Source organism: Gemmatimonadaceae bacterium (assembly GCA_020851035.1).
Lineage (GTDB): Bacteria > Gemmatimonadota > Gemmatimonadetes > Gemmatimonadales > Gemmatimonadaceae > JACMLX01.
The window spans coordinates 363,313-386,690 of sequence record JADZDM010000005.1; the positions used below are offsets into that span (position 1 = coordinate 363,313).

At 70.9% G+C, this 23,378-nt stretch carries 22 protein-coding genes; 3 read left to right on the forward strand and 19 right to left on the reverse strand.

The genetic code is table 11. The features are described 5' to 3' along the window. Position 1 precedes the first annotated feature (1 nt). From IT355_05365 to IT355_05450, 18 genes are all read right to left on the reverse strand, one after another. Entirely contained in the window at positions 2 to 802 is an 801-nt protein-coding gene (locus tag IT355_05365) for a flagellar biosynthetic protein FliR (GenBank protein ID MCC7052674.1), read from the reverse strand. Further along, complete coding sequence (gene fliP, locus IT355_05370) at positions 802 to 2,274, reverse strand: flagellar type III secretion system pore protein FliP (GenBank protein ID MCC7052675.1); 1,473 nt, start codon at positions 2,272 to 2,274, stop codon at positions 802 to 804. The genes IT355_05365 and fliP overlap by 1 nt, the downstream gene beginning before the upstream one ends. Further along, a complete protein-coding gene (gene fliN, locus IT355_05375; GenBank protein MCC7052676.1) occupies positions 2,271 to 2,672 on the reverse strand; it encodes a flagellar motor switch protein FliN in 402 nt (133 codons plus the stop codon). Before fliN ends, fliP begins: the two co-directional genes overlap by 4 nt. Then, the gene (locus IT355_05380; GenBank protein MCC7052677.1) at positions 2,669 to 3,709 is read right to left on the reverse strand and encodes a FliM/FliN family flagellar motor switch protein; all 1,041 of its coding nucleotides are present in this window, start codon (positions 3,707 to 3,709) and stop codon (positions 2,669 to 2,671) included. The genes fliN and IT355_05380 overlap by 4 nt, the downstream gene beginning before the upstream one ends. 10 nt (positions 3,710 to 3,719) lie before the next feature. Beyond that, positions 3,720 to 4,364: a flagellar basal body-associated FliL family protein gene (locus IT355_05385; GenBank protein MCC7052678.1), complete on the reverse strand. Its 645-nt coding sequence runs from the start codon at positions 4,362 to 4,364 to the stop codon at positions 3,720 to 3,722. A 360-nt stretch (positions 4,365 to 4,724) separates the two neighbouring features. Further along, on the reverse strand, positions 4,725 to 6,140 hold the full coding sequence (locus tag IT355_05390) for a flagellar hook protein FlgE (GenBank protein ID MCC7052679.1): 1,416 nt from the start codon (positions 6,138 to 6,140) through the stop codon (positions 4,725 to 4,727). Positions 6,141 to 6,242: 102 nt separating this feature from the next. Beyond that, positions 6,243 to 6,914: a hypothetical protein gene (locus tag IT355_05395; GenBank protein ID MCC7052680.1), complete on the reverse strand. Its 672-nt coding sequence runs from the start codon at positions 6,912 to 6,914 to the stop codon at positions 6,243 to 6,245. Next, positions 6,911 to 9,019, reverse strand: coding sequence for a M15 family metallopeptidase (locus IT355_05400; protein MCC7052681.1), 2,109 nt, complete (start codon positions 9,017 to 9,019; stop codon positions 6,911 to 6,913). Before IT355_05400 ends, IT355_05395 begins: the two co-directional genes overlap by 4 nt. Beyond that, positions 9,016 to 9,591, reverse strand: a complete 576-nt coding sequence (locus tag IT355_05405; protein ID MCC7052682.1) for a hypothetical protein — start codon at positions 9,589 to 9,591, stop codon at positions 9,016 to 9,018. Before IT355_05405 ends, IT355_05400 begins: the two co-directional genes overlap by 4 nt. Then, entirely contained in the window at positions 9,584 to 10,069 is a 486-nt protein-coding gene (fliJ, locus tag IT355_05410; protein ID MCC7052683.1) for a flagellar export protein FliJ, read from the reverse strand. The genes IT355_05405 and fliJ overlap by 8 nt, the downstream gene beginning before the upstream one ends. Next, positions 10,066 to 11,418, reverse strand: coding sequence for a FliI/YscN family ATPase (locus IT355_05415; GenBank protein MCC7052684.1), 1,353 nt, complete (start codon positions 11,416 to 11,418; stop codon positions 10,066 to 10,068). The genes fliJ and IT355_05415 overlap by 4 nt, the downstream gene beginning before the upstream one ends. Further along, positions 11,411 to 12,142: a hypothetical protein gene (locus IT355_05420; GenBank protein MCC7052685.1), complete on the reverse strand. Its 732-nt coding sequence runs from the start codon at positions 12,140 to 12,142 to the stop codon at positions 11,411 to 11,413. Before IT355_05420 ends, IT355_05415 begins: the two co-directional genes overlap by 8 nt. Next, positions 12,129 to 13,163, reverse strand: a complete 1,035-nt coding sequence (fliG, locus tag IT355_05425) for a flagellar motor switch protein FliG (protein ID MCC7052686.1) — start codon at positions 13,161 to 13,163, stop codon at positions 12,129 to 12,131. Before fliG ends, IT355_05420 begins: the two co-directional genes overlap by 14 nt. Further along, the gene (fliF, locus tag IT355_05430; protein ID MCC7052687.1) at positions 13,156 to 14,673 is read right to left on the reverse strand and encodes a flagellar M-ring protein FliF; all 1,518 of its coding nucleotides are present in this window, start codon (positions 14,671 to 14,673) and stop codon (positions 13,156 to 13,158) included. Before fliF ends, fliG begins: the two co-directional genes overlap by 8 nt. Before the next feature lie 4 nt (positions 14,674 to 14,677). Then, complete coding sequence (fliE, locus tag IT355_05435) at positions 14,678 to 15,001, reverse strand: flagellar hook-basal body complex protein FliE (protein ID MCC7052688.1); 324 nt, start codon at positions 14,999 to 15,001, stop codon at positions 14,678 to 14,680. Between the two features lie 3 nt (positions 15,002 to 15,004). Beyond that, positions 15,005 to 15,310 carry a hypothetical protein gene (locus IT355_05440; GenBank protein MCC7052689.1) on the reverse strand — a complete coding sequence of 102 codons (306 nt, stop codon included), beginning with the start codon at positions 15,308 to 15,310 and terminating at the stop codon, positions 15,005 to 15,007. A gap of 2 nt (positions 15,311 to 15,312) precedes the next feature. Then, complete coding sequence (gene flgC / locus IT355_05445) at positions 15,313 to 15,876, reverse strand: flagellar basal body rod protein FlgC (protein MCC7052690.1); 564 nt, start codon at positions 15,874 to 15,876, stop codon at positions 15,313 to 15,315. Positions 15,877 to 15,878: 2 nt separating this feature from the next. Beyond that, complete coding sequence (locus tag IT355_05450) at positions 15,879 to 16,184, reverse strand: hypothetical protein (GenBank protein ID MCC7052691.1); 306 nt, start codon at positions 16,182 to 16,184, stop codon at positions 15,879 to 15,881. Between the two features lie 428 nt (positions 16,185 to 16,612). Here IT355_05450 and IT355_05455 point away from each other — a divergent pair, with 428 nt between their 5' ends. From IT355_05455 to IT355_05465, 3 genes are all read left to right on the forward strand, one after another. Continuing rightward, entirely contained in the window at positions 16,613 to 17,986 is a 1,374-nt protein-coding gene (locus IT355_05455; protein MCC7052692.1) for an acyl-CoA dehydrogenase family protein, read from the forward strand. A 120-nt stretch (positions 17,987 to 18,106) separates the two neighbouring features. Further along, positions 18,107 to 20,437, forward strand: a complete 2,331-nt coding sequence (locus IT355_05460; GenBank protein ID MCC7052693.1) for an amidohydrolase family protein — start codon at positions 18,107 to 18,109, stop codon at positions 20,435 to 20,437. A gap of 153 nt (positions 20,438 to 20,590) precedes the next feature. Beyond that, positions 20,591 to 21,814 carry a beta-lactamase family protein gene (locus tag IT355_05465; GenBank protein ID MCC7052694.1) on the forward strand — a complete coding sequence of 408 codons (1,224 nt, stop codon included), beginning with the start codon at positions 20,591 to 20,593 and terminating at the stop codon, positions 21,812 to 21,814. Between the two features lie 5 nt (positions 21,815 to 21,819). On the opposite strand, the gene IT355_05470 is transcribed toward IT355_05465, so the two are convergent. Further along, complete coding sequence (locus IT355_05470) at positions 21,820 to 23,286, reverse strand: sigma-54-dependent Fis family transcriptional regulator (protein MCC7052695.1); 1,467 nt, start codon at positions 23,284 to 23,286, stop codon at positions 21,820 to 21,822. Between the last annotated feature and the right edge of the window lie 92 nt (positions 23,287 to 23,378).

Here is a 23,378-nt window from a genome sequence, read left to right on the forward strand (position 1 = left end):
GCTACCGCACCGCGCCGAGCATCGGCCCGAGCATGCGCTGCAGCAGGCCGTCGTGGATGGTAGGCCAGCCGCCGAACCAGACGGCGGTGAGGCTCAGCGCCGCGCCGAGGGTGAACAGGCCGGCGGCGATCTGGAGCGGGAACGCCACGGTGATGATGTGCAGTTGCGGCGCGGCGCGGGTGAGGATCGCGAGTGCCACGTTGGTGAGCATCGTCGCCGCCATCACCGGCGCCGCGAACATGACGCCGAGCGACACGAGCTGGCCTCCCATCTTCGCGAGCGCCAGCATGCCGGCGGACAGGTCGGGCACCGTGCCCAGCGGCAGCGCCTCGAGCGACCCGCCGAGGCCCTGCATCATCACGAGGTGCCCGCCGCTGGAGAGCAGCAGGAGGGTCACGAACGCCGTCATGAACTGGCCGAGCACCGGCACCTGGATGTTGGTCATCGGGTCCATCACGGCGGCGCCGGCAAGTCCCATCTGGATCGCCATCACGTCACCGGCGGCCGAGGCGGCGGCGATCACGATCGCACTGCCGAACCCGAGTGCGAAGCCGATGATCGTCTCGCTGGCGAAGGAGAGCGGGGTGATGGCCGGTGCGCCGTGGATGTGGGCCCGGGCCACCGGCACCAGGACCACCGCCAACACCACCATGATCGCGGTGCGCAGCCGCATCGGCACCTGCTTGCCGGCGAAGAGCGGCGCCACGAGCAGCAACCCGCCCACGCGACAGGCCAGCAGGATGAAGGTCGAGGCTCCCGCGGTGGTGAGGAGGTCGGGGAGCGCCGCCGGTGCGGCGGACATCAGCGGAAGCTCTGGACGAGCCCCGTGACCACCAGGCCCCAGCCGTCCACCAGCACGAACAGCAGCAGCTTGAACGGCATCGAGATCATCGCGGGCGGCAGCATCACCATGCCCATGCTCATCAGCACCGAGCCCACCACGACGTCGATCACGATGAACGGCAGGAAGAGTGCGAAGCCGATCTGGAATGCGGTGCGGAGCTCACTGGTGACGAAGGCGCTCATCAGCACGGTCAGCGGCACGGCCTCGCGCGAATCGGGCTGCGGGATGTCGGCCAGGTCCACGAAGGTCTGCAGGTCCTGGTCGCGCACCTGGCGCACCATGAACGCCTTGAAGGGCACCATCGCGCGCGACATCATCTCGACCTGCTCGATCTTGCCGTCCATCCAGGGCTCGAGGGCGGTGCTGTTCACGTCCTTGAGCGTCGGCGCCATGACGAAGCCGCTCAGGAGCAGCGCCATCGCCGCCAGCAGCTGCCCCGGCGGCGCCGACTGCGTGCCGAGCGCCTGCTTCAGGAAGTGCAGCACGACGAGGATGCGGGTGAAGCCGGTCATCATCAGCAGCAGCATGGGCAGCAGCGAGAGCAGCCCCATCATGACGACGACACCCACGGTGCCGCTCATGCGGAGACCCTCGCCCTGTGCGGTGCCGCCGATCTTCAGGTCCATCTGCGGCGCGAGCTTCGCGATCATGCTGTCGGCGCGGCCGGCCATCCGCTGCGACTCGGCGGTGCCGAGCGGTGCGGTGCCGTTCGCGCGCTGCTGGAGGGCCGCGATGTCGCGGGCCTGCGCGGCGGGGAGCAGGGGTGCGATGGAGGCTTCTCCGCCGGTGCGCGACGCGGTCTGCGCCGGTTCGGAGGGCCGTGGCACCTGGACCTGCGGCTCGCTGCGGCGCGGCAGGTCGCGCGGGCCGGGTTGTGCGGGGCCGGCGGGCAGGGTGCGGAGCGCGGGCTGCGCGCCGGGCCGTGCGGCGCCCTGCGCGGTGGCAGGGGTGGCTGGCGCGGCGGTGGCTGGCGCCGGACGCACCGGGACCGCCTGCTGGGCCGTGAGTGCGTGGGCCGTGACGCCGAGGGCGCCGACGAGGAGCAGCAGGCCGCGGGCCACGCGACCGCGCAGCGCATCGCCGAGCACCCTGGTGAAGCTGCTGGCCGGCCCGATGTCCGGCGTGTCGTGTTCGTGCGCGTCGGGCGTGATGTCGGGCAGGGTCGCGCCTGCGCCGTTGGCAGGCATCGTGAAGAGGGTGCGCACACCGCCCTCTCCCACGCTCACGCCGATGAGGAGGTCGCCGCGCTGCACCACCGCGATGCCCTGGCGCTGGCCGAGGGGAATGCGCTGGATCACGGCGAAGGCGTCGCTGCCGGCGGCCGTGACGGTGCCGGGGAGGAACCGCTTTGCCAGCCTCGCCACCAGCACCACCAGTCCGAGCACGAAGGCGAGCGTTCCCAGCATGCCGGCGTAGCCAGCAGCGTTCATCCGAGCAGCTCCGTGCCACCCGACCGGTTGATGATGCGCGTCACGCGCACCCCGAAGTTCTCGCCGAGCACCACCACCTCACCCTCGGCGAAGCGACGGTCCCCGACGTAGATGTCGATCGGCTCACCGGCCAGCCGCTCGAGCTGCACGACCGATCCGCGCCCGAGCTGCAGGATCTCCTGCACCGACATCGTGGTGCGTCCCAGCTCGATCGAGACCGGCAGGGTGAGGTCCATGAGCATGTGCATCGGCACTTCCGCGCTGGAGCCGATGGTGGAGTCGAGTTCGGAGTAGTCGGCCGGGAAGTCCTCGCTGGTGGCGGTGTCACCACCGGCGTCGTCCAGCGGCAGGCCGGCGTTCTTTGCCGCGATGAGGGCGGCGATCTCGTCCTGGTTCATGGCGTGTCGGGGGCGGCGGGGGTGATGGAGCCGATGATGCGGTTTTCGGGGATGCGCCCATCGGTGATGCGCGCGGCGAGCTTGCCGCCGGTGCGGCCGGCAGTGGCCACCCGCCGCGGCTGTCCCTCGACGGTGATGGTCAGCAGCGAGTTGGCACTCAGCCCCGTGTTGATCACGGTGCCGACGGCGACTTGCGACAGGTCCTTCATGGTGAGGCGGAAGTCGGGCAGGCGGGCCGCGACCTGCACGTTGGTGTTGCGCAGCGAGGCCTCGGTGAAGCGGCGTTGCGTCTTGAGCTCCTCCTTGCTGCGGGCGGTGCTCGAGACGCGGCGCGTGTCGGCCGTCGTGAAGTACTCCTCGAGCGACGCGAACGGCAGGCAGACCATGATCAGCGACGAGATGTTGGTGGCCGACACCTCGATGTTCGCCACCAGCACCGGGTCCTCGCGGGCGCAGACCTGCAGGATCTCGGGCGAGGCCTCGAACCCGCTGACGTGCAGCTCGATCGGCATCACCTCGGCCCAGACGTCGCGCACGATGGAGGCGGTGCGGTCGGCGACGAGGCGGACGGCGTCCTGCTCGAGCGCGGTGAGCGGGCGGTTCATCACCGTCGGCGCACTGCCGCCACCGAAGAGGCGGTCGACGAGGAAGAAGGCGAAGTCGGTGCCGTAGTCGATCACGCCCTGCAGGCCGTTCCTGCCGTTGATGTCGGTGATGTAGCTGCAGCAGGGTGTCGGCAGCGAGAGCGTGAACTCGCCGAAGCTGAACTGCTCCACGCTCTGCAGGCGCACCTCCACCTGGCCGCGCACGCGCGACATCAGGTAGCTCTCGAGGTTCTTCACCATGCGCTCGTACATCGCCTCGATGGTGCGCAGGCGCTCCTTCGAGATGCGGTGCGGGCGGCGGAAGTCGTAGCGCTGCACCTCGGGCTGGCTGGCAACCTGCTTGCGCCCGCTCGACGCGAGGTCGAGCGCGCTGCCGGCACCGCCACCGAGGAGGCGGTCGATCTCGCTCTGGTTCAGCGTGTCGTTCGACATCGTCAGTGCATCACTGGATGACGAACTGCGGGAAGCTGACGCGCTTGATGGCCTTGGGCTTCTTCGTGATCTTGCCGACGAGCGCCTTGATCTCGACCTTGAGCGGCTCACGGGACGCCACCTCGGCGAGCTCCTCGACGGTCTTGGCGCCGACCAGCGCGAGGACGGCGTCCTTGATCTCGGCGTCGCGCTGCTTCAGCACCTCCACGGCGGCGGAGTCCTTCATGTCGAAGGCCACCGAGAGCATGAGGAACCGCGTGCCGCCCGAACCGGCGGGATTGAGCACCAGGTCGCTGAGCGTGTAGAGCGGTGGTGGTGCAGCGGGACCGTGCTCGCCGCCGCCCTTGGCCTCGGCGTGGTCTCCCGATTCCTCGTCGCCCTCGTCGCCTGCCTCCTCGTCGTGCGCGCCGTCCCCGGCGTCGGCGTCCTCGTCGGCGTGGGCGCCCTTCTTTTTCGAGGCGTGTGCGATGAGTTCCGCCGGGGTCAGGGTGCCGTCGATGCCGGCGGTGAGCTTCGGGCCCACGACCTTGGCGCCCACGAATCCACCGCCGCCCAGGCCGGCAAGGACGAGGACCAGCGGCATGACGAAGGGCGGGAGCCCCTTCTTTTTCTTCTCGGTGCCTTCGGCGGCAGCTTCTTCTTCGTGGTCAGCCATGATGGGTGCCAGGGGAGCGGAAAGACGGGAGGCGTCCGGTCTCCATCAAAGCAGCCGTCATGCCAGACGCCCGCAGGCTGGCAGGGTTCGGCTAAGTGCTTGTAATTCAATTGTTTATATGGATCCGACGCCGGTGGCTCCGGGGCGTCGATCTGGCCGGGCGGCAAAGCGTGCCGGGCGGCGGGTGCCTGTCTTGCCGGGGCGCGTGTTCACGATCTCCGTCCCCTTGAACTCGAGATCTCCGTCCCCTTGAACCTGGCGCGCGTTCAAGATCTCCGTCCCCTTGAACTCCTGCGCACGGCGACCGCGCGAGCGCGGTGGACAGCACGTGGCTGCCCACCGCCTCACCCGGTCACCCACTCACCGCTTCAGGTTCACCAGCTCCTCGAGCATCGAGTCGCTCGTGGTGATGACCCGGCTGTTGGCCTGGAAGCCACGCTGGGCCACGATCAGGTTCGTGAACTCCTGCGCCAGGTCCACGTTCGACATCTCGAGCGCGCCGCTGGTGACGAAGCTCTGGCTGCCCTCGAGTGCGTAGCCGAGCACCGCGCCGCCGGAGTTGCCGCTCACGGCGTACATGTTGTCACCGGTGCGGAGCAGGCCGGCCGGGTTGTTGAAGTCGGCGAGCACGATCTGGCCCAGCGTCTGGTTCACGCCGTTGGTGAAGGCGCCGCTGATGATGCCGATGCGGTCGATGCTGAAGTTCTGGAGCTGGCCGCTGGTGTAGCCGTCCTGGTCGCGGAGCACGGCGGTGCCGTTGCCGGCGAACTGCGTCAGGCCGCCGAGCGTGCCGATGACGCCGGTGCCACTGACTGCCGCGCCAAGGTTCATCGTGACCGACATGGTGGCGCCACCGGGGCCGATGATGCCGAGCGTGGGGCTCGAGACACCGGTGCCGGCACTCGCGCCGCCGATGATCTCCGACTGCGTCAGCAGCGCGGTGGACGGGTCGAAGGTGAAGCGGCCGGTGACGGTGCCGCCGCCGCCGATCGCCGCGCCGGGTGTGGTCGGATCGAGCGTGTAGCCGGCAGGCAGCGTGGACTCGTCGATCTGCCAGTCCCACTGGTTGCTGGCGGTCTTCCACATCCACATCTTGACGTCGACCTTGTTGCCGAGCGCGTCGAACATGCCGATGGTGCCGTTGGTGAACGTGCCCGAGTTGGCGGTGACGGCGCGTGTGTCGGGGCCGAAGCCACCCACCAGCGGGCCCGTGCCATCGGGGTCGGCGGCGTTGAAGGTACCGGCCGACGAGTTGAGGTTGCCGGCCACCGTGACCTTGGTCGTGGCACGCGCCGCGACCTTCTGGCCGAACGGCAGGATGATGTCCGTGATGGTGTCGTTCAGGATCCCGTCCTCGGCCATGCGCCCCTGCACGATGAAGCCGTTCGTCGGCGACACCATGCGCCCCTCGGCGTCGAGCTGGAAGTTGCCCGAGCGCGTGTAGTACGTCTCGGTGCCCTTGCGCACGACGAAGAACGCGTCACCCTGCATCGCGAGGTCGGTGTTCACACCCGTGGTCTCGACGTTGCCCTGCGTGAACATCTGGTCCACCGAGCCGATCAGCGACCCGAGCCCGATCTGCACCGGGTTCACGCCGCCCTGGTCACCGGGGGGACGGCTGGCGCCCTGCAGGAGCTGCGCGAAGCCCTCCTTGAAGGCAACGCGGCCGCTCTTGAAGCCCACGGTGTTGACGTTCGCGATGTTGTTGCCGATGACGTCCATGCGGAACTGGTGGTTCCGCAGACCCGAGACGCCGGCAAAGAGGGAACGAAGCATGGCTGGTATTGGGAGAGAGAGGTGAACTGCGCCCTGCGATGAAGCCTGCGCGTGGCCGGCACCGGCCGGACCGTGGTGATTCCGACGTGATGGAGCGGCGTGTTACCTGGTGGTGACGGCCGTGACCGACGTGACCGGGATGAGCAGCGCGCCGACGTTGTACTGCAGGCCGTCGGTGGTGGTCTCGATGCCGGTCACGAGGCCGCGCACCGCCGTGGTGTAGTTCATGGGCCGGGAGGTGTCGGACGAGGTCACGGTCACGCGGTACACCCCGGGCGTGAGGTCCTTCAGCGCGGTGCCGACGACGAACTCGTTGGTGCCGCTGGTGAGCGACCCCATCGAGCGCGTGGTGACCGGCAGGCCGGTGCGCGCATCGAAGACGTTGAGCTGCGCGGGGCCGCCGGTGCCGGTGATGAGCAGCGTCTCGTTGCCACTGCCGTCGAGCTGCAGCAGGTCGCTCCCGGCGGTGACGATCCGCCCGATGTTGCCGCTGGCGGTGCCGGCCGCCACCGAGTCGAGCAGCGTGGCCTGGCTGGTGGACTGCGCCGCCAGCGCGTCGTTGATGTTCGTGAGCTGCTCGACGCTCGAGAACTGGGCGAGCTGCGCGGCCATCTGCGTGCCGTCGGCCGGGTTCTGCGGATCCTGGTGCTTGAGCTGCGCCACCAGGAGCTTGAGGAAGTCGTCCTTGCCAAGGGCGTTCCGCCTGGTGGCCACGCCGGCGATGCCGGTGGTCGCAGCGGTCGAGGTGGTGGTGGTGGCGGTGACGGTGCTCATCGACGTTCCTCCGGCTGCTCGCGACGCGAGCGGTTGCGCGGGTCGTCGGACGACGGCCGCGGACTGGGACGGGACTGCTCGCGCGCGAGGGATTCGCGCTGGTGCTGGTCGGTGCCGGACTGGTCGCGCGTGCCGGCGTGGGCCTGGCTGTCGGCGGCAGCGCGCATCGCGGCCAGCTCGAGCGCCGGCGCGGCCGGCCGCGAGAAGTTCACGCTGTCGGTCGCACGGGCGGCGGTGGTCGCCTGCACGCGCACGCCGTCGGCGACCAGGCCGCGTCGCTCGAGTGCGTCACGCAGCTCGCCGATGCGATCGGTGAGCGCTGCGGCCTGCTGGGCACTGGCGAGCCCCAGCCGCGCATCCACCGACGTGCCGCGGGTGTCGATGCGGATCTGGTCCTCGATGCCGTTGGCGTTGTCCATGCGCAGCAACACGCTGCTCAGCGGGCGTGCCGCCTGTGACGCCTGCAGGTCCAGCAGGTGCGTGATGCGCTCGGACATGTGGACGGGCGTGGCGGGAGCGATGACGCGGGCGGCGGCCGAGGCATCGTTGCCGGTGATGGCGCTGACCGGGGCGCTCACGGCCGGCACCTGCGCCGGGCCGTCGGACTGCGCCGCGGACTTCGCGGCACCGGGTCGCGCCACCGACGCGACGCGGGCCACCTGCGCGACCGTCGCGACGCGTGCGACCTGAGCCACGTTCGACACCTGGGCCAGCCCGCCGCTGCGGGCCGTGTCGTCACCGGCGAGCCGCGACTGCCGGAGTGTGGCACGGGCCTGGCGCGCGCCATCCCCCGCCTCACCCTGCAGGTCACCCAGCAGCGTGCCGAGCGTCTCGGCCGAGACGGTGCGTTCCCCGGGCAGCTCGACATGGCCGGCGTCGCGTGCGCCGAGCGTGCGCAGCCCTTCCTGCACGGCCACGGTGGCCAGGTCGGCGTATCCCTCCGGATTCTCCCACTTGCCATCCACCATCAGGTCGGCGGCGAGGCCGGAGAGATGCCGGGAGTTCTTCGTCCAGGTCACCACTGGTCCCGGCGCGGTGCGCCCCTGCGCGAAGAGGGCCTCCTGGCGCTCCGGCGACCGCGTGGTCTCGACCACGGTGACGGTGCGGCCGAACTCCTCGCGCATGCGATCGATCACGCGCTCGAGCCGCTCGCGGAATGCCGGGCTCAGCGTGGACAGGTCGCGCACGATCGCAGTCGCGCCCTTCGGCGCGCGCGACACCGGCGCCGCGGCAACGCTCACGGTCGGCTCCGGACGGACCACGTCCGCCGGCAGCGTCGTCATCCCGCCCAGCGCTGCCGGAACGGCCGCGGCGCCGGCGGCAGCGCCGTGCGCGAGCGCGCAGCCGATGGCCGCCGCCGGCGCATCGAAGTGATCCTCGAGCAGCGGTGTCGGCTCCGTGAAGCCCCCGCCGGCGGTTCCCGACTTCACGAGACCGGCCAGGCGCTGCTGCAACGCCGCGATGCGCGATGCCATCGGCTGCCCGTCACGCGCGCCGTGCGTGAGCGCGGCGGCGTCATCGTCACCCGACGGTGTGATGCCAGGATCCAGCGTCTGCTCCGCGACGGGCAGCAGCGGCAGCGGGATCGCACCCACCAGCGCCAGTGCCGCCGCCGTGGCGGAGTCGGCCTGCACCAGCGACACGGGATCGAGGGCACCATCGACAGCCGAACGCGTGTGTGGTGCGGCCACGGGATCACCCGCTGCACCGGTCGCCGCATCGGCGGCCACGGTGCCGGAGGCCGGTGTCACGTCCGGAGCCTGCGCATCGTTCGGCGTGCCCGGCAGCGCGACGGGTGCGTCGATGACCTGGGGATCGGGTTCGGCGACCGGCGCGGTGACCTCGGCCCGCGCGCCAGCACGACGCATCGCGCCGTAGATCATCGCGGCCTGCAGCTGCGCACGCAGTGCCCGCTGTCCGTCGGCGGTCCGCTCGCGCGCCGCGACCGAACCCCGCCGCGACGTGGTGGCCGCAGCGCTGTCCTCGGCGCGCGCGGTGGCGAGCGAGTCGGCGAAATGATCGCGCGTGCCATCGGCCATGCGCCGGTCGGGCTCGCGCGCGGGCTGGCGCGCTGGCGCCGGCGCCACGGGGAGCAGCGCGCTCATTCCGTGCCCCCGCGCCGGGGCGGCTGTTGTTGCGTGAGTGCGGCCGCGCGCTGCGCCGGCATGCTGGTGAGGATGGCGGCGGCCTGCCGGTCACTGAGGTGACTGAGGATCACGCTCACGTCGGCATCGGACATTTGACCAAGGACGCGGGCCGCGTCCTTCGGGCTCATCGTGGAGAAGATCTTGGTCAGTCGCGCCTGGTGTGCGACGGTGGCGGGATCGATCGGGGCCACTGCGGCGGGTGGCGTCACGCCTGCCGCCGCCGTCGCAGCGACCGGCTTCACCGCCGGTGTCGAGTCGTGCGTGGCGGCCGGCGCATGGGCATCGCCGGCGGGTGCATCGGGACTGTCATGCGGCGCAGCGTCGTGCGCGGGCGCGGCCGCGCTGTCTCCTTCGGCGGCGGTGCTGTCGCCGGCGGCATGCGCGGAATCGGCCACGGGCTTGATGCCGCTCTTCTTCGCCTCGGTGACGGCCGCCGCATGGGTGCGCGCGGACATGAACACGGTGAAGAACCCGCCTCCGCTCAGCCCCATCAGGAAGCCGATGACGAGTGGCACGATGAGCTTACCCATTGGTCGAGCGCTCCGGATCGGTGGGAGTGGTGCTGCTGTTGTGGAATCGCGTGAGTGCGATCTCGTCCATCAGTGCGCGGTCGGCGCCCTGCTCCGCGGCGCGGTGCGCCTCGGACTGCTTCTCGCGCAGCGTGTGCAATGCGTGGCGGGCCTGGAATGCCGCGCGGAGTTCGTCCTGCGCGTGCCGGACGAGGCTGTCGGCCGTCACGATGCCGCTGTCGGCCGCCTCCAGCCGCTCGTCGAGTGCGCCGAGCACGTACTGCATCTGCCGGAGCGTGCCGACGCTGGTGCCGGCGGTGGCGGCGGCGGCGAGCGAGGCGGTGCCTGCCGTGCGCGCCTCGGCCATCGCGGTGCGCGCGTCGCGGGCGGCCAGCGCGTGCCTGTGCGCCGAGGTGAGGGCCAGCGCGCGGGCGCGCTCCGCCTCCTCGCGCAGCTCCAGCAGCTTCTGCAGCCGGAACCGGAAGTTGCGGGCGTTCATGCGGCCACCCGCTGCGCAACGAGGTGGTCGTAGCGCTGCTGCAGCTGGCGCAGCAGGGCCACCGAGTTCGCGATCGCGGTGCTCTCGGTCGGCGGCTGGCGCAGGAACGCCAGCAGCGAGTCACGCAGGGCGATCGCGGCATCCACCAGCGGGTCACTTCCCTTCTGGTAGGCGCCCACGAGGATGAGATCCTCCTTCTCGCGCCACGCCGCCTCCAGCTGCAGCAGCAGGTTCGCGGCCTGCTTGTGTGCATCGGTGATCAGCAGGTCGCGCACGCGGCTCTTCGACTCCAGCACGTCGATGGCCGGGAAGTGGCCGGCGCTGGCCAGGCGGCGCGTGAGCACGATGTGGCCGTCGAGGATCGAGCGTGCGGCGTCGGCGATCGGCTCGTTGAAGTCGTCGCCGTCCACCAGCACCGTGTACACGCCGGTGATGCCGCCCACGCGTGCGTTGCCGGCGCGCTCGAGCAGCCGCGGGAGCGCCGCGAACACCGACGGTGGATAGCCCTTGGTGGTGGGCGGCTCGCCGACGGCGAGGCCGATCTCGCGCCATGCCATCGCCACGCGGGTGATCGAGTCCACCATCAGCAGCACCTGCTTGCCCTGGTCGCGGAAGTACTCGGCGATCGCGGTGGCGACCAGCGCCCCGCGTGCACGCACCAGCGCGGCCTGGTCGCCGGTGGCGACGATGATCACGCTGCGCTTGAGCCCCTCCTCGCCGAGCGAGTGCTCGATGAACTCGCGCACCTCGCGCCCGCGCTCGCCGAGCAGTGCGATCACGTTCACGTCCGCCTGCGCCTGGCGTGCGACCATGCCGAGCAGCGTGCTCTTGCCGACGCCGCTGCCCGAGAAGATGCCGATGCGCTGGCCCTGGCCGATGGTCAGCAGCCCGTCGATGGCGCGCACGCCGGTGGCCATGGTGCTGCCGATCACCTCGCGATGGAGGGGGTTCGGTGGCTCGGCCTGCAGCGGCGCCCGCTCCTCGACGTCCAGCTTGCCCTTGTCGTCGATCGGGTGGCCCAGCCCGTTGAGGATGCGACCGAGCAGCCCCGGGCCGACGTCCACGCCGAACGACCGGCCGAGTGCGACGACGCTCGCGCCCGGCGCGATGCCGTCCATCTCGCCGAGCGGCATCAGCAGGCACCCCGTGTGGTGGAAGCCCACCACCTCGGCCAGCACCGAGCGGGCATCGTTGGTGTTGGTGATGCGCGCCAGCTCGCCGAGGCCCATCTCGAGGCCGCTGACCTCGATGGCCAGGCCGACGATCCGCGCGACGCGCCCGAAGGCCTGCAGCCGCGGCATCTCGGCGATCCGGCGCGTCATCTCGCGCGCGACGAGGGTCTCAGGCATTGGTGTACGTCAGCCGGCGGTAGAGCCGCTCCAGGCTCGTGTCCACGCGTCCATCCACGATCCGCTCGCGCCCCTCGACGACGCAGCCGCCCGGCTCGATGCGGGCGTCGGGCACCCAGCGCAGCTCGCGCGGGGCCGTGGTGCGCGCCAGCTCGGTGTCGTCGCTGCGGTCGGCGGCGTTCAGCGACTCGTGGTCGCCGGGATTGACGCGGATCGTCAGCGGCTGGTCCAGCCCGAACTCCTGCACGGCGCGCGTCACCATGCCGAACACGATGTCGTTCGACAGCGAGACCTCGCGCACGATCACCTGCTGGGCCACCGCCACCGCGATCGCGGCGATGTTCTCCTCGATGTGCGCCAGCCAGCGGGCCTCGCCGGCGCGCACGTCGTCCAGCGCGCTCTCGGCGGCCAGCATCGCGCCGCGCAGCCGTGCGCGCTCGGCCATCTCGCCCTGCTCGCGGCCGTCGGTCACCCCGCGCAGGTAGGCCTCGTCCAGCTCCGCCTGGCGCGCGGCGGCGAGCGTGGCGGCCGCGGCGGCTTCCTGCGCCGCCACCGCCGAGTCGCGCACGTCGTCCAGCTCCTCGTCGAACCACGACGGGCGGGAGTCGGCGGGTGACGCCATCGGCCGCGGCATCCACGTGTCCACCGCCGCGAGCGTCGGCACGATGCGCGGCGTGATGCGCTGCCTGCCCGGGGCCGCGAACAGCGGCTCAAACGAGGACATCGTCGCCCCCCTTTCCGCCGATCACGATCTCGCCCATCTCCTCCAGGCGGCGCACCTGCGACACGAAGGCCGTCTGTGCCGCCTCCACGTCCTTCATGCGCGCCGGTCCCATCATCTCCATCTCTTCCTGCAGCGCCGCCACCGCGCGCTGGGACATGCAGCCGAGGATCTTCCCCTTGAGCTCCGGGCTGGCCGCCTTGAGCGCCAGCGCCAGGCTCTTCGCCTCCACCTCGCGCAGCACGCGCTGGATGGCCTTGTCGTCCAGCGAGATCAGGTCCTCGAAGACGAACATCAGGTTCTTGATCACCTCGCAGAGCTCCGGGTCGCGCTCCTCCACACCCTCCAGCAGCTCCTTCTCCAGTGCCCCGGAGATGAAGTTCATGACCTCGGCCACCGCCTTCGGCCCGCCCGACGCGGTGCCCTCGGCCATCATCGACGAGGTCTCGGAACCGATGTGCTTCTCGATCAGCATCAGCATCTCGGGCTGCACCTTCTCCATGCCCGCCATGCGGTAGACCACCTCGCCGCCCTTGGACGACGGGATCTCCTTCAGGATGTTCGCGGTCTGCTGCGGGTCGAGGTGCGCGAGCACCAGCGCGATGGTCTGCGGGTGCTCGTTGCGCAGCGTGTTGCCGAGCTGCTGCGGGTCGGCGCGGCGCAGGCGCGTGAGGCCGGCGGTGTCGGCGAGCTGCCCCTGCACGCGGCGCAGGATGCCGGCCGCCTTGCCCGGGCCGAACGCCTTCTCCAGCACCTCGCGCGCGTACTCGACGCCGCCGTTGGAGAGCGAGCCGATGCCGATCGCCGACTCGATCCACTCCTCGAGCACCTTGTCGATCACCTCGGTCGGCACCTCGTCCATGCGCGCGATCTCGAACGAGAGCGTGTCCACCTCGTCGGTGGAGAGCTTCTGCGTGACCTTCGCCGCCGCATCGGTGCCGAGGGCGAGGCAGAGGAGCGCCGCCTTCTGCCGCCCGTTCAGCGACTCGAACGTGACTTCGCGCATCCGCGCCATCTTAGACACTTCGCATCCAGTTCCGGAGGATCTTGGCTGAGACGTCGGGATAGGCCTCGGCCGTCGCGACGACACGTTCCTTGAGCGGGTTCACCGGCATGCTCAGCGCCGTGTAGGTCACCGGCGCGCCGTCACCCGCCTGCTCCGGGAGCTGGCCCATGGCCTGGCCGCCCGCCTCGAGCTGCTGCTGCTGCCGCGCCGCGGCGAGCGCCATCGCCCGCGCATCCGCCGACTGCGCCTTCAGCGTCTTCATCATCATCATCGCGATCACCAGGGCGAGGACCAGCCCGAGCACGCCGAGCGCCGGCCGCTGCACCTGCTGCAGCGTGCGCATCGCCTTCTCGCCGGTCGTCTCCGCCGGGATGGCGGTGATGCCCTCGAAGGCCGTGCTCACCACCTTCACCATGTCGCCGCGCGTGGAGTCGAAGCCGACCGCGTTGCGCACCAGCGCCTCGATCTGGTCCAGCTCCGCCTGCGGCCGCGTGGTGCTCTTCCCCTTCGCATCCACGCGATCCTTCACCAGCACCGACACCGTGAGGCGCTTCACCACGCCGGTGGCGGACTTGACGGTCTCCACGGTGCGTGAGTTGTCGTAGCTGCTGGCCACGTTCGTGGAGCCGGCGCCGCCATCGGTGCCGGGCACGATCTCCGCCTTCTGCTCGGTGCTGAGCGCCTGCTTCTCCGGGTCCACCTGCTGCGACATGCGCTCGACCTGGTCGAAGCTCAGGTCGGCCGCCACGCTCACGGTGGCGTTGCCGTTACCCACGATCTGGTTGACCATCGCGCTGGCCTTGCCGGCGAGGTGGTCCTCCACGGCGCGCTGCTGCTCGAGCTGCGCGCTGCTGAGCGACGCCGGGTCGCTGGCGTCGAGCATGCGCGAGAGCAGGCGGCCGCCGTCGTCCAGCACCGCCACCCGCTGCGCCTCGAGGTTGTCGATGCTGCTCGCCACGAGCTGCGAGATGCCGCGCACGACGTCGGCCTCGGGACGCTGTCCGTTGCGGAGCTTCACCACCACGCTCGCCTCGGCCGGCGCGTCGCCAGCGCGGCGGAACGCCTGCGTCTCCTTGATCGCCAGGTGCACCTGCGCCCGCTCGATGCCCTTCATCGTGCTGATCGTGCGCTCGAGCTCTCCCTCGAGGGCGCGACGGTAGTTGATCTTCTGGGCGAAGTCGGTCATGCCCCAGCTGGGCTGGTCGAAGAGCTCCATGCCGGGACGGCCCTGCGCCGGCAATCCGGCAGACGCCAGGACCACGCGGGCACGCGCGAGGTCGGTGGCGGCCACCATGACGTCGGTGCCGCCACGGTCCAGCTGGAACGCGACGCCGGCCGCCTCGAGCGCATCGGTCATCTTGCCGACGTGCTCGAGCGGCACGCCGCTGAAGGCCGGCACCAGCTCGGGTTTCGTGGCCCAGCGTGACACGCCGAGGATGGCCACCAGCGCCACCACGCCGACCCCGAGGATGCCGACGCGTCGCGCGCCGCCGAGTCGCTCGAACAACTGCTCGATCGCAGGGGGCATCGGGTCAGCTCTGCATGGACATCACGGTCCGGTAGGCGTCAACGACCTTGTTGCGGACCTCGATCATCAGGTCCATCGCGATGCCGGCCTCACTCGCCGCCGCCATCAGCTGGTGCGTCTCGACGTGCTCGCCGCGGGCCGCACGCAGCGTCAGCTCGCCGCTGATCTCCTGCGCGGCGCTGACTTCGTTCACGGCGCGCGTCAGGACGTCGCCGAAGCCGCCACCGGGGCCAGGCTCCGGCAGCACCGGCACGGTGCGTCCGCCCTCGCCCGGCAGGCCGAACTCCGCCACGCGCTGCGCAAAGGCCCCGAACTTGTCGATCGTCATGAGTCAGCCCCGGACATCGAGATGGACCCCGCGCAGCCCGGCAGGTGCGGCGGCGGGGGCGTCGGCCGGCGCCATCCGCCGGCCATAGGTGAGCGGACCGAGTGCCGCGCGGCGCGCGAGCATCCGGCTGATGTCGTCGTCGGTGCCGGCCGTGCGCGCGGGCGTCCCGTCGGCACTGTCGGTGGCGCCACCGTCGGGGCGCGCGGTGGTGCCATCCACGCCGCGCGGGCCGGCGTCCGGCCGGCGGAAGAGATCGGGGAGCGCGCCCGCGAGGGTCGGCAGCTGCGTGGTCAGCGCGGAGATGGCCATCGTCAGAGCTCCAGCGACTTGCGCAGGATCTGCTTCGCCGACTGGAACACGGTGGCGTTGGCCTCGAACACACGACGCGCGTCGAGCAGGTCCACCAGCTCGCTGGTGCGGTTCACGTTCGAGAGGGTCACGTAGCCCTCGGCATCGGCGTCGGGGTGGCCGGGCATGTGCACCCGGGCGCCGGCGGTGGTGTCCTCCTGGATGCCCTGCACCACCACGCCGAACGTCTGCTCGGTGTCGGTGGCCGCCGGCGCTGACGATGCCGCACCGGCGGGCACGTCGAACTGCGCGGTGCCGAACGGCGGCGCAGCGAACGGGAGCTGGTTCGGGAATCGGAAGCTGGCCTCGCGGTCGTCACGCTGCGCGGTGCTGAGCTGGACGATGCGGCGATTGTACGCCTTGCCGTTCTCGCCGCGCGTGACGTCGGCGTTGGCGAGGTTGCTGGCGGCCACCTCGATGCGCGTGCGCTGCGCCGACATGCCGCTGGCGGCGATGCCGAGGGCGCGGAACATCGGGCGGATGGCAGGCCCGCCGACGAACGGCAGGAGTCCGGGGAGCTTCGGCATGGTCAGCGATCCTGGAGCGCGCGGCGGATGCCGTCGTAGGTGCCCTTGAGGCGCGTGGCCATCTCCTCGAAGTAGAGCTGCTCGTTGGCGAGGGCGGCCATCTCCTGCTCGACGTCCACCGGGCCGCGCTCGCCGGTGACCGCCGATGCGGCGGTGCTGCCAGCGGGCAGGGCGAATCCGTCCTTGTTCACGAGCGTGGCGTTGGCCACGCGATCGGCGATCAGCCGGTGCCGCACGACGCTCTGGTCGAGCGCCTCGCGGAGCGAGCCGGCAGAGGAGATCCGATTGACGAAGTTGAAGAGCGCCATGGTCCGGACGTGGAGGGAGGGGACACGTGTCGGATCCATGGAAAAGCACGGCAGGTGCCAGCTCGGCGGGGGCAGCGCCTCTTGTCAGACTCAGCAGTGCAACCCGTTGTCATGCAGAGGATTAGGCGCACGGTTTTGCGATCAGGCCGGCCACGAGAGCGGGTCGCGCCGGGCGGAAGGGAGCGCGCAGACGGCAGCTTCTGCCGGGCAGGTCATGGCGACTTCTGCCGCACGGGGGCGCCAGCGGGAATTGGAACGCATCCGTGGCGTCGTGGTTGTACGGGAGCGTTGCGCGCGGGGTAGTTTCGCCCCAGCGTGACGGTGCGCGCCGGCGGACGTCCTTCGCGGTGCAGCGCACCCGAACGGCGCGACGTCCTGCGGTTTCCATTCACACGTGAGATCCCGGCGCCTGGCGCCAGGATGCAGCCATGGCCACTGAAATCCTGTCACCAACCGAGACCGACCTCCTGCCGCAGCTGGACCCGCGGGTGGCGGCGCTCGCGGCGCGATTGCACGAGCGTCCGGAACTCGCGGGGGCCATCGAACAGCTCCTGAACATGGACGGGCCGGCGCTGGCCCGGGCCCGGCGCTCTATCGCCAAGGCCAAGGTGGCGCCGCCGGCCGCGCCGGAGATCGAGGTGGATTTCCTCCACCTGCTGCGAGACCTGCCGGCGGAGACCGAGTCGGCCCGGCTGCGCGCGCGGGAGTTCATGGACCGCGAGGTGAACCCGATCGCGAACGAGTACTGGGAACGGGCGGAGTTTCCGTACCACCTCATCCCGCAGTTCGCGTCACTGGACCTGCTCGCCTCGATCTTCCCGACCGGCCCCGACGGCGCGGTTCGGCACGATTCGGTCGCCGAAGGGGTCCTGACGATGGAGCTGGCCCGCGTCGATTGTTCCTTCGCCACCTTCCTTGGTGTGCACGGCGGACTGGCCTTCGGGTCAATCCTGCTCTGCGGATCGAAGGAGCAGCAGGAGGATTGGCTGCCGCGGATGCGGAAGTGGGAGGTGCTTGGCGCCTTCGGTTTGACCGAGCCGGATGTCGGATCCGGCGTTGCTGGCGGTATAACGACAACATGCCGGCGCGATGGTGACACATGGATCATCAACGGCGAGAAGCGCTGGATCGGCAACTCCACCTTCGGCGACTTCGTGGTGGTGTGGGCCCGTGACCTCGCTGACCAGCAGGTCAAGGGCTTCATCGTCGAGACGACACTTCCTGGTTATTCGGTCAGGAAGATGGAAGGAAAGATCGCCCAGCGAACCCTGCAGAACGGACACGTCACGCTCGACCACGTCCGCGTCCAGGAGAAGAACCGGCTCCAGCGCGCGAACGGCTTCAAGGACGTGGCGCGGGTCCTGGGCATGACGCGCGTTGGTGTGGCCTGGATCGCCGTCGGGTGCGCCGCCGGCGCATACGAGCGCGCGCTGGCCTACACGCAGCGCCGCACCCAGTTCGGGCGGCCGCTCGGCAGCTTCCAGCTCATCCAGTCCATGCTCGCGAAGATGGTCGGCAAGCTGGCCTCGATGCAGGCGCTGGCCCTCCAGGTCAGCCGGCTCCAGAATGCCGGGCTCTGCGAGGAGCACCATTCCGCCCTCGCCAAGCAGTACTGCGCGGCGCAGTGCCGGGAGGTCGTGGCGCTGGCCCGGGAGTCGATGGGCGGCAACGGCATCCTGCTCGACCATTCCGTCGCCCGGTTCTTCGCGGATGCCGAGGCGATCTACTCGTACGAAGGGTCGAACGAGATCAACACGCTGATCGTCGGGCGGGCGCTCACCGGGCACGGCGCGTTCGTGTGATGGCTGCCGGCCCGACCTGAGGTCGAGCCCGGTAGTCCCGTCGGCCCGGAAGGTGCGACAGATTAGTGGCATCGCATGCACTCCCCCGGAGTGCGCGCGGTGCCATTCCCGCATCCCGCCATGACGCAGCCGCGCCCACGTTCCCTCACGCCACCCATGCAGCTCGTCGCCATCGGCGGCATGCTGCTGGCCGGCTGCCGCTCCGCGCCACAGCCGGCGCCGGTCGCGGTGACGGAGTCCGGGCGGAACCGCACGCCGGCGGCTCTGCCCGCGACCGCCGCGCCGCCCGCGGCCGTCCCGTCGCGCGGCGACACGGCGGAATACACCGTGCTGATGGGCGGACGCGCCGCCGGACGACTGCGGCAGTGGCCCGACAGCGGTGGCACCGTCACCACCAGCTACGCCTACAGCGATCGTGGGCGAGGCCCCTCGCTCACGCAGACGCTGCGCACCGACAAGGCGGGCCTGCCGGTCGGCATGCTGCTGAGCGGCACCAACTATCTCGCCCAGCCCGTGCGCGAGATGGTGCAGGTGGCCGGTCCGCTGCTCACCTGGCGCAACGAGAACGCCGCCGGTCGCACCGCACCCGGCACCGCGTATTACCTCCCGCTCGAACAGCTCCCCAGTGACGTCGCGGCGCTCGCCCGCGCGCTGCAGCTCTCGAAGTCCCGGAGCCTGCCACTGCTGCCGGAGGGACAGGTCACGGCGACCATCGGCGCCGCCCGCGTGTTCTCGGCCGCCGCGCGGAGCATGCGGGTCACGCCGGTCGTGATCGCCGGGCTCGGCCTCACGCCGGAAACCGTCTGGCTCGACGGCGAGGGGCGCCTCTTCGCCAGCGGCGGCCCCGGGTTCCTCGTGATCCGCAGTGGCTACGAGGGCACGGCCGACGAGATCGTGGCCGCGCAGCTCGCGTCGTCGCGCGTGCGGGACTCGCTGACTGCCATCCGCCTGGCGCGCACGCCGCGCCGCGGGATCGCCATCATCCACGCCAACCTGTTCGATGCCGCCGCACGCCGGATGAAGCCGGCGCAGACCGTGATCGTGCGCGGCGAGACCATCGAGGCCGTGGGCGACGATGGCACCGTGCCGCTGCCGGCGAACGTGGAGATCGTGGACGCCCGCGGCCGCGCGCTGCTGCCGGGCCTCTGGGACATGCATGTGCATGTGCAGGACGACGACGGACTGCTGCACCTCGCCGCCGGCGTGACGACGGTGCGCGACCTCGCCAGCGACACCGGTGCACTGGCGGCCCGTGTTGCGCGCTTCAGCGCGGGGTCGCTGCTCGGCCCGCGCGTGCTGCGGGCCGGCATCATCGATGGCCCGGGGCCGTACGCCGGCCCGACGCCGGTGCTGGTGGCGAACCGTGATGCCGCCCGGGTGGCGGTCGAGAGCTACGCCAACGCCGGCTACGAGCAGGTGAAGGTGTACTCGTCGCTCGACCCGTCGCTGTTCCAGACCATCGTGCGGACGGCACACCAGCGCGGGTTGCGCGTGAGCGGCCACGCGCCGAACGGCATGACGGCCGAGCAGATGGTGCGCGCCGGTGCCGACGAGCTGCAGCACGCCAACTTCCTCTTCCTGAACTTCCTCACCGACTCGGTGGTGGACACGCGCACGCCGGCGCGCTTCACGGCGGTGGGTCGCCGGGCCGCGTCGGTGGACCTGCGCAGCGAGGCGGTGCAGCGCTTCATCGCGCTGCTGAAGGAGAAGGACGTGGTGGTGGATCCCACGCTGAACGTGTTCGAGCGGCTCTACACGGCGCGCGTGGGCACACTGGACCAGGCCTCGTTGCCGGTGGCCACGCGGATGCCGGCGGTGGCGCGGCGCGCGCTGCTGGCCGGTGGCCTGCCGGCGGGCGCCGCGCTGGAGCAGCAGTACCGGGCGAGCTTCATCGCGATGGAGCGGATGGTGAAGCGGCTGCACGATGCCGGCGTGCGCCTGGTGGCGGGCACCGACGGCCAGGCTGGGTTCGCGCTGCACCGCGAGCTGGAGCTGTTCGCCGAGGCGGGCATCCCGAACGTGGACATTCTCTACCTCGCCACGCTGGGGGCTTCGCGCGTGATGAAGCACGAGGCGCGGTGGGGCAGCATCGAGCCCGGCAAGCTGGCTGACCTGGTGCTGGTGGATGGTGATCCGTCGCAACGCATGCGCGACCTGCGCCGCATGGAGCTGGTGATGAAGGGCGGGGTGCTCTACGTGCCTGACTCGCTGTACGCGTCGATCGGCGTGAAGCCGGCGCCGCGGAAGGGGGCGATCCCGACGCGTGAGGTGCGGGCGGAGGACGTGGTGTGCCGCGGTCCCGCCGCGGTGGTGCGCCGCGGGACGACGGGACCGGTGCCGCTCAACTGCTCGGTGGTGGACAGCACCAGCGCGGCGGGGCGGTCGCGCGCGCGACCGGCGCCGCGACCGGCACCGCGGCGGACGCCACCGAAGCGGACGGTCAGGCCGTAGGCGGTCGACGCGTGCGCGCCTGAATTGCGCGGCATGAAACTGCGTCATGGCTCGCACGTACGCGCGACTGAGGCCGCACGTCATCCCGCACGCGCTCGCTCCGGAGCCCCCATGCACCACGCGACAGTCCGGCTCGCATGCCAGCTTGCATGCATGCTGGCAGCCGTTGCCGCCTGCGCACCATCACTGCACACACCGCGCCTGGCGGCGGCCGGCATCGCCGTGGACGACACGCCTGCTTCAATTCGTCGGCTCGACGGCGCGCGGATCTCCACCGCCACGGCCGACTCGATCGCGCGGACACTCGTGGAGCGCCACCACATCACGGGCATGCAGGTCGCCGTCGTCAACGACGGGCGGCTCGCCTGGAGCGCCGCGTACGGATTCCTCATCCGCGCCCCGGACAGCGCCATGACAACGCGCTCCGTGCTGTGGGCGGCGTCCATCACCAAGGCGGTCTTCGCCACCCACGTCATGCAGCGCGTCGCCGCCGGCACGCTCGACCTCGACCAGCCGATCGCCACCCTGCTGCCACAGCCGCTCGACCGCTACGAGCCCTATGCCGGCAAGGCCGCCCTGATCGTGCACGACAGCGCCTGGGGACGCGTCACCCCGCGTATGCTCCTCTCCCACACCAGCGGCCTGCTCAACTTCGCGAACCTGGAGCCGGACGGGAAGATGCGCCTCCACGACACGCCTGGTCGCGCCTACCGCTACTCGGGTGAGGGCTTCAACCTGCTGCAGTTCGTGCTGGAGCAGCGCGACGGGGCGCCCATGGAACGCACCCTCGATTCCGCGCTGCTGAAGCCACTGGGACTGGCCCGCACCGCACTGGCGTACCGCGCCGAGTTCGGGCCCGACATGGCCGACCGGTACGGACGCGACGGGCAGTTCATCGCCAAGACCCGTCGCAACGCGCGCGCCGCCGGCAGCCTCACCACCTCCGCCGAGGACCTCGCCGCATTCCTCATCGCGCTCATGGACGACCGCGCCATCCCGCGACGTGCGCGTGACGCGATGCACCGCCCGCAGGTGCACATCCGCACGCTGCACCAGTTCGACCCGCCGCACTCCGCCGACTCGATCCCGCTCGGCAGCACCGAGGCCGAGCAGGCCGGGCTGGCCTACGGCATCGGCTGGGGACTGCTCACGCGCACGAAGTACGGACCGGCCTTCTTCAAGGAAGGCCATGGCGACGGCGCGAACACCTTCGCGATCTGCTTCCCCAGGCGACGCGACTGCATGATCATCCTCGCCAACAGCGACAACGGCGAGTTCGCCTTCCGCCCGCTGCTCGAGTCGGTGCTCGGCAACGACGTCACGCCATGGACGTGGGAGGGGTACACCGAGCTGCTCCTCCGTGCCCCCACCGACTGACGCGCCTACGCCTCGACCTCGTCCTCCACTGCGTCGTGGTCACCGGTGCGCCCCGGCCCGTTCAGCTTGTTGCGCAGCGTGCGCACGCTGATGCCGAGCAGCTCAGCGGCCCGGGTGCGGTTGTTGCCCGAGGCCTCGAGCGCGCGCTGGATCAGCGCCGTCTCCGCCTCGTTCACGTTCAGGGTGCCGAGCCAGACGCCGTCACCGCCGTTGGCGCCGGCGGCCGGGACCGACCCAGGCGTGGGACTCCGGACCGCCGCACCCGCCCGCGGCGTGGGGGACATCACGCTGCTGGCCACGTCCAGGCCGTAGCGCACCGCATCGAAGGCCGCCGGTGAGAGCATCGACTCGTTCGAGAGGATCACCGCCCGCTCCACTGCGTGCTGCAGCTCGCGGACGTTGCCCGGCCACGGGTACCGCTGCAGCATCTCGATGGCCTCGGGGGTGATGCCCTTGACGTCCTTCTTGATGTCGGCGGCGGTGCGCATCACGAAGCGGTACGCCAGCAGCGGGATGTCCTCGGGCCGCTCGCGCAGCGGCGCGATCATGATCGGGATCGTGCTCAGGCGGTAGTACAGGTCCTGGCGGAACGTGCCGTTGGCGGCGTCCGCCTGCAGCTTGCGGTTGGTGGTGGCGATGATCCTCACGTCCACTCGTATCGGGCTCGTGCCGCCGACCCGCTCGAACTCCTGCTCCTGCAGCACGCGCAGCAGCTTCGCCTGCAGGTCGAGGCGCATCTCGCTCACCTCATCCAGCAGCAGCGTGCCGCGGTGCGCCCGCTCGAATGCGCCCTCCACCCGCTTGAGCGCCCCCGTGAACGCCCCCTTCTCGTGGCCGAACAGTGCGCTCTCGATCAGCCCCTCCGGCAGCGCGGCGCAGTTGAGCTGGATGAAGGGCTTGTCGCGGCGGTCACTCTGGTCGTGCAGCGCACGTGCGAGCAGCTCCTTGCCGGTGCCCGACTCCCCCTGCAGCAGCACGGTGGCGCGGGTCGGCGCCGCCATCGCCACGGTCTGCATCAGCCGGCGCATCACCTGGCTGTCACCGATGATCTGGCGCTCGTTGCGAAACTCCATCACCTCGCGGCGCAGGGCATCGTTTTCCCGGCGCAGCCGGACGAGCTCGAGCGCCTGCTCCACCGCCAGCTCGAGCTGCTGCGGCCGGACGGGCTTGGTGATGTAGTCCACCGCGCCGGCCTTGATGCTCGCCACCGCATGCTCGATCGAGGCGTAGCCGGTGAGCATGATCAGCGGCACGTCGTACCCCTCCCGCCGCAGCAGGGAGAGGAACTCCAGCCCCGACAGCCCCGGCATCCGGTAGTCGGAGATGACCAGGTCCACGTCCCCCCGGGCCAGCACCTGCAGGGCCTCGGGCACGTTCCGGGCGCCGACCGGGGTGTGGCCCGCCTGCTCGAGGGTGTCCTCGAGGATCAGGCCGACACTCGGTTCATCGTCGACGTACAGGATCGTGGCCATGCCGGGGAGCTGCGAGGGGAGAAACCAGCGAGCCCTGGCCGGCCACGACAGGGCTCGGAGCCGGCTCAGACACGCACCGGAAGGGTCAAGCG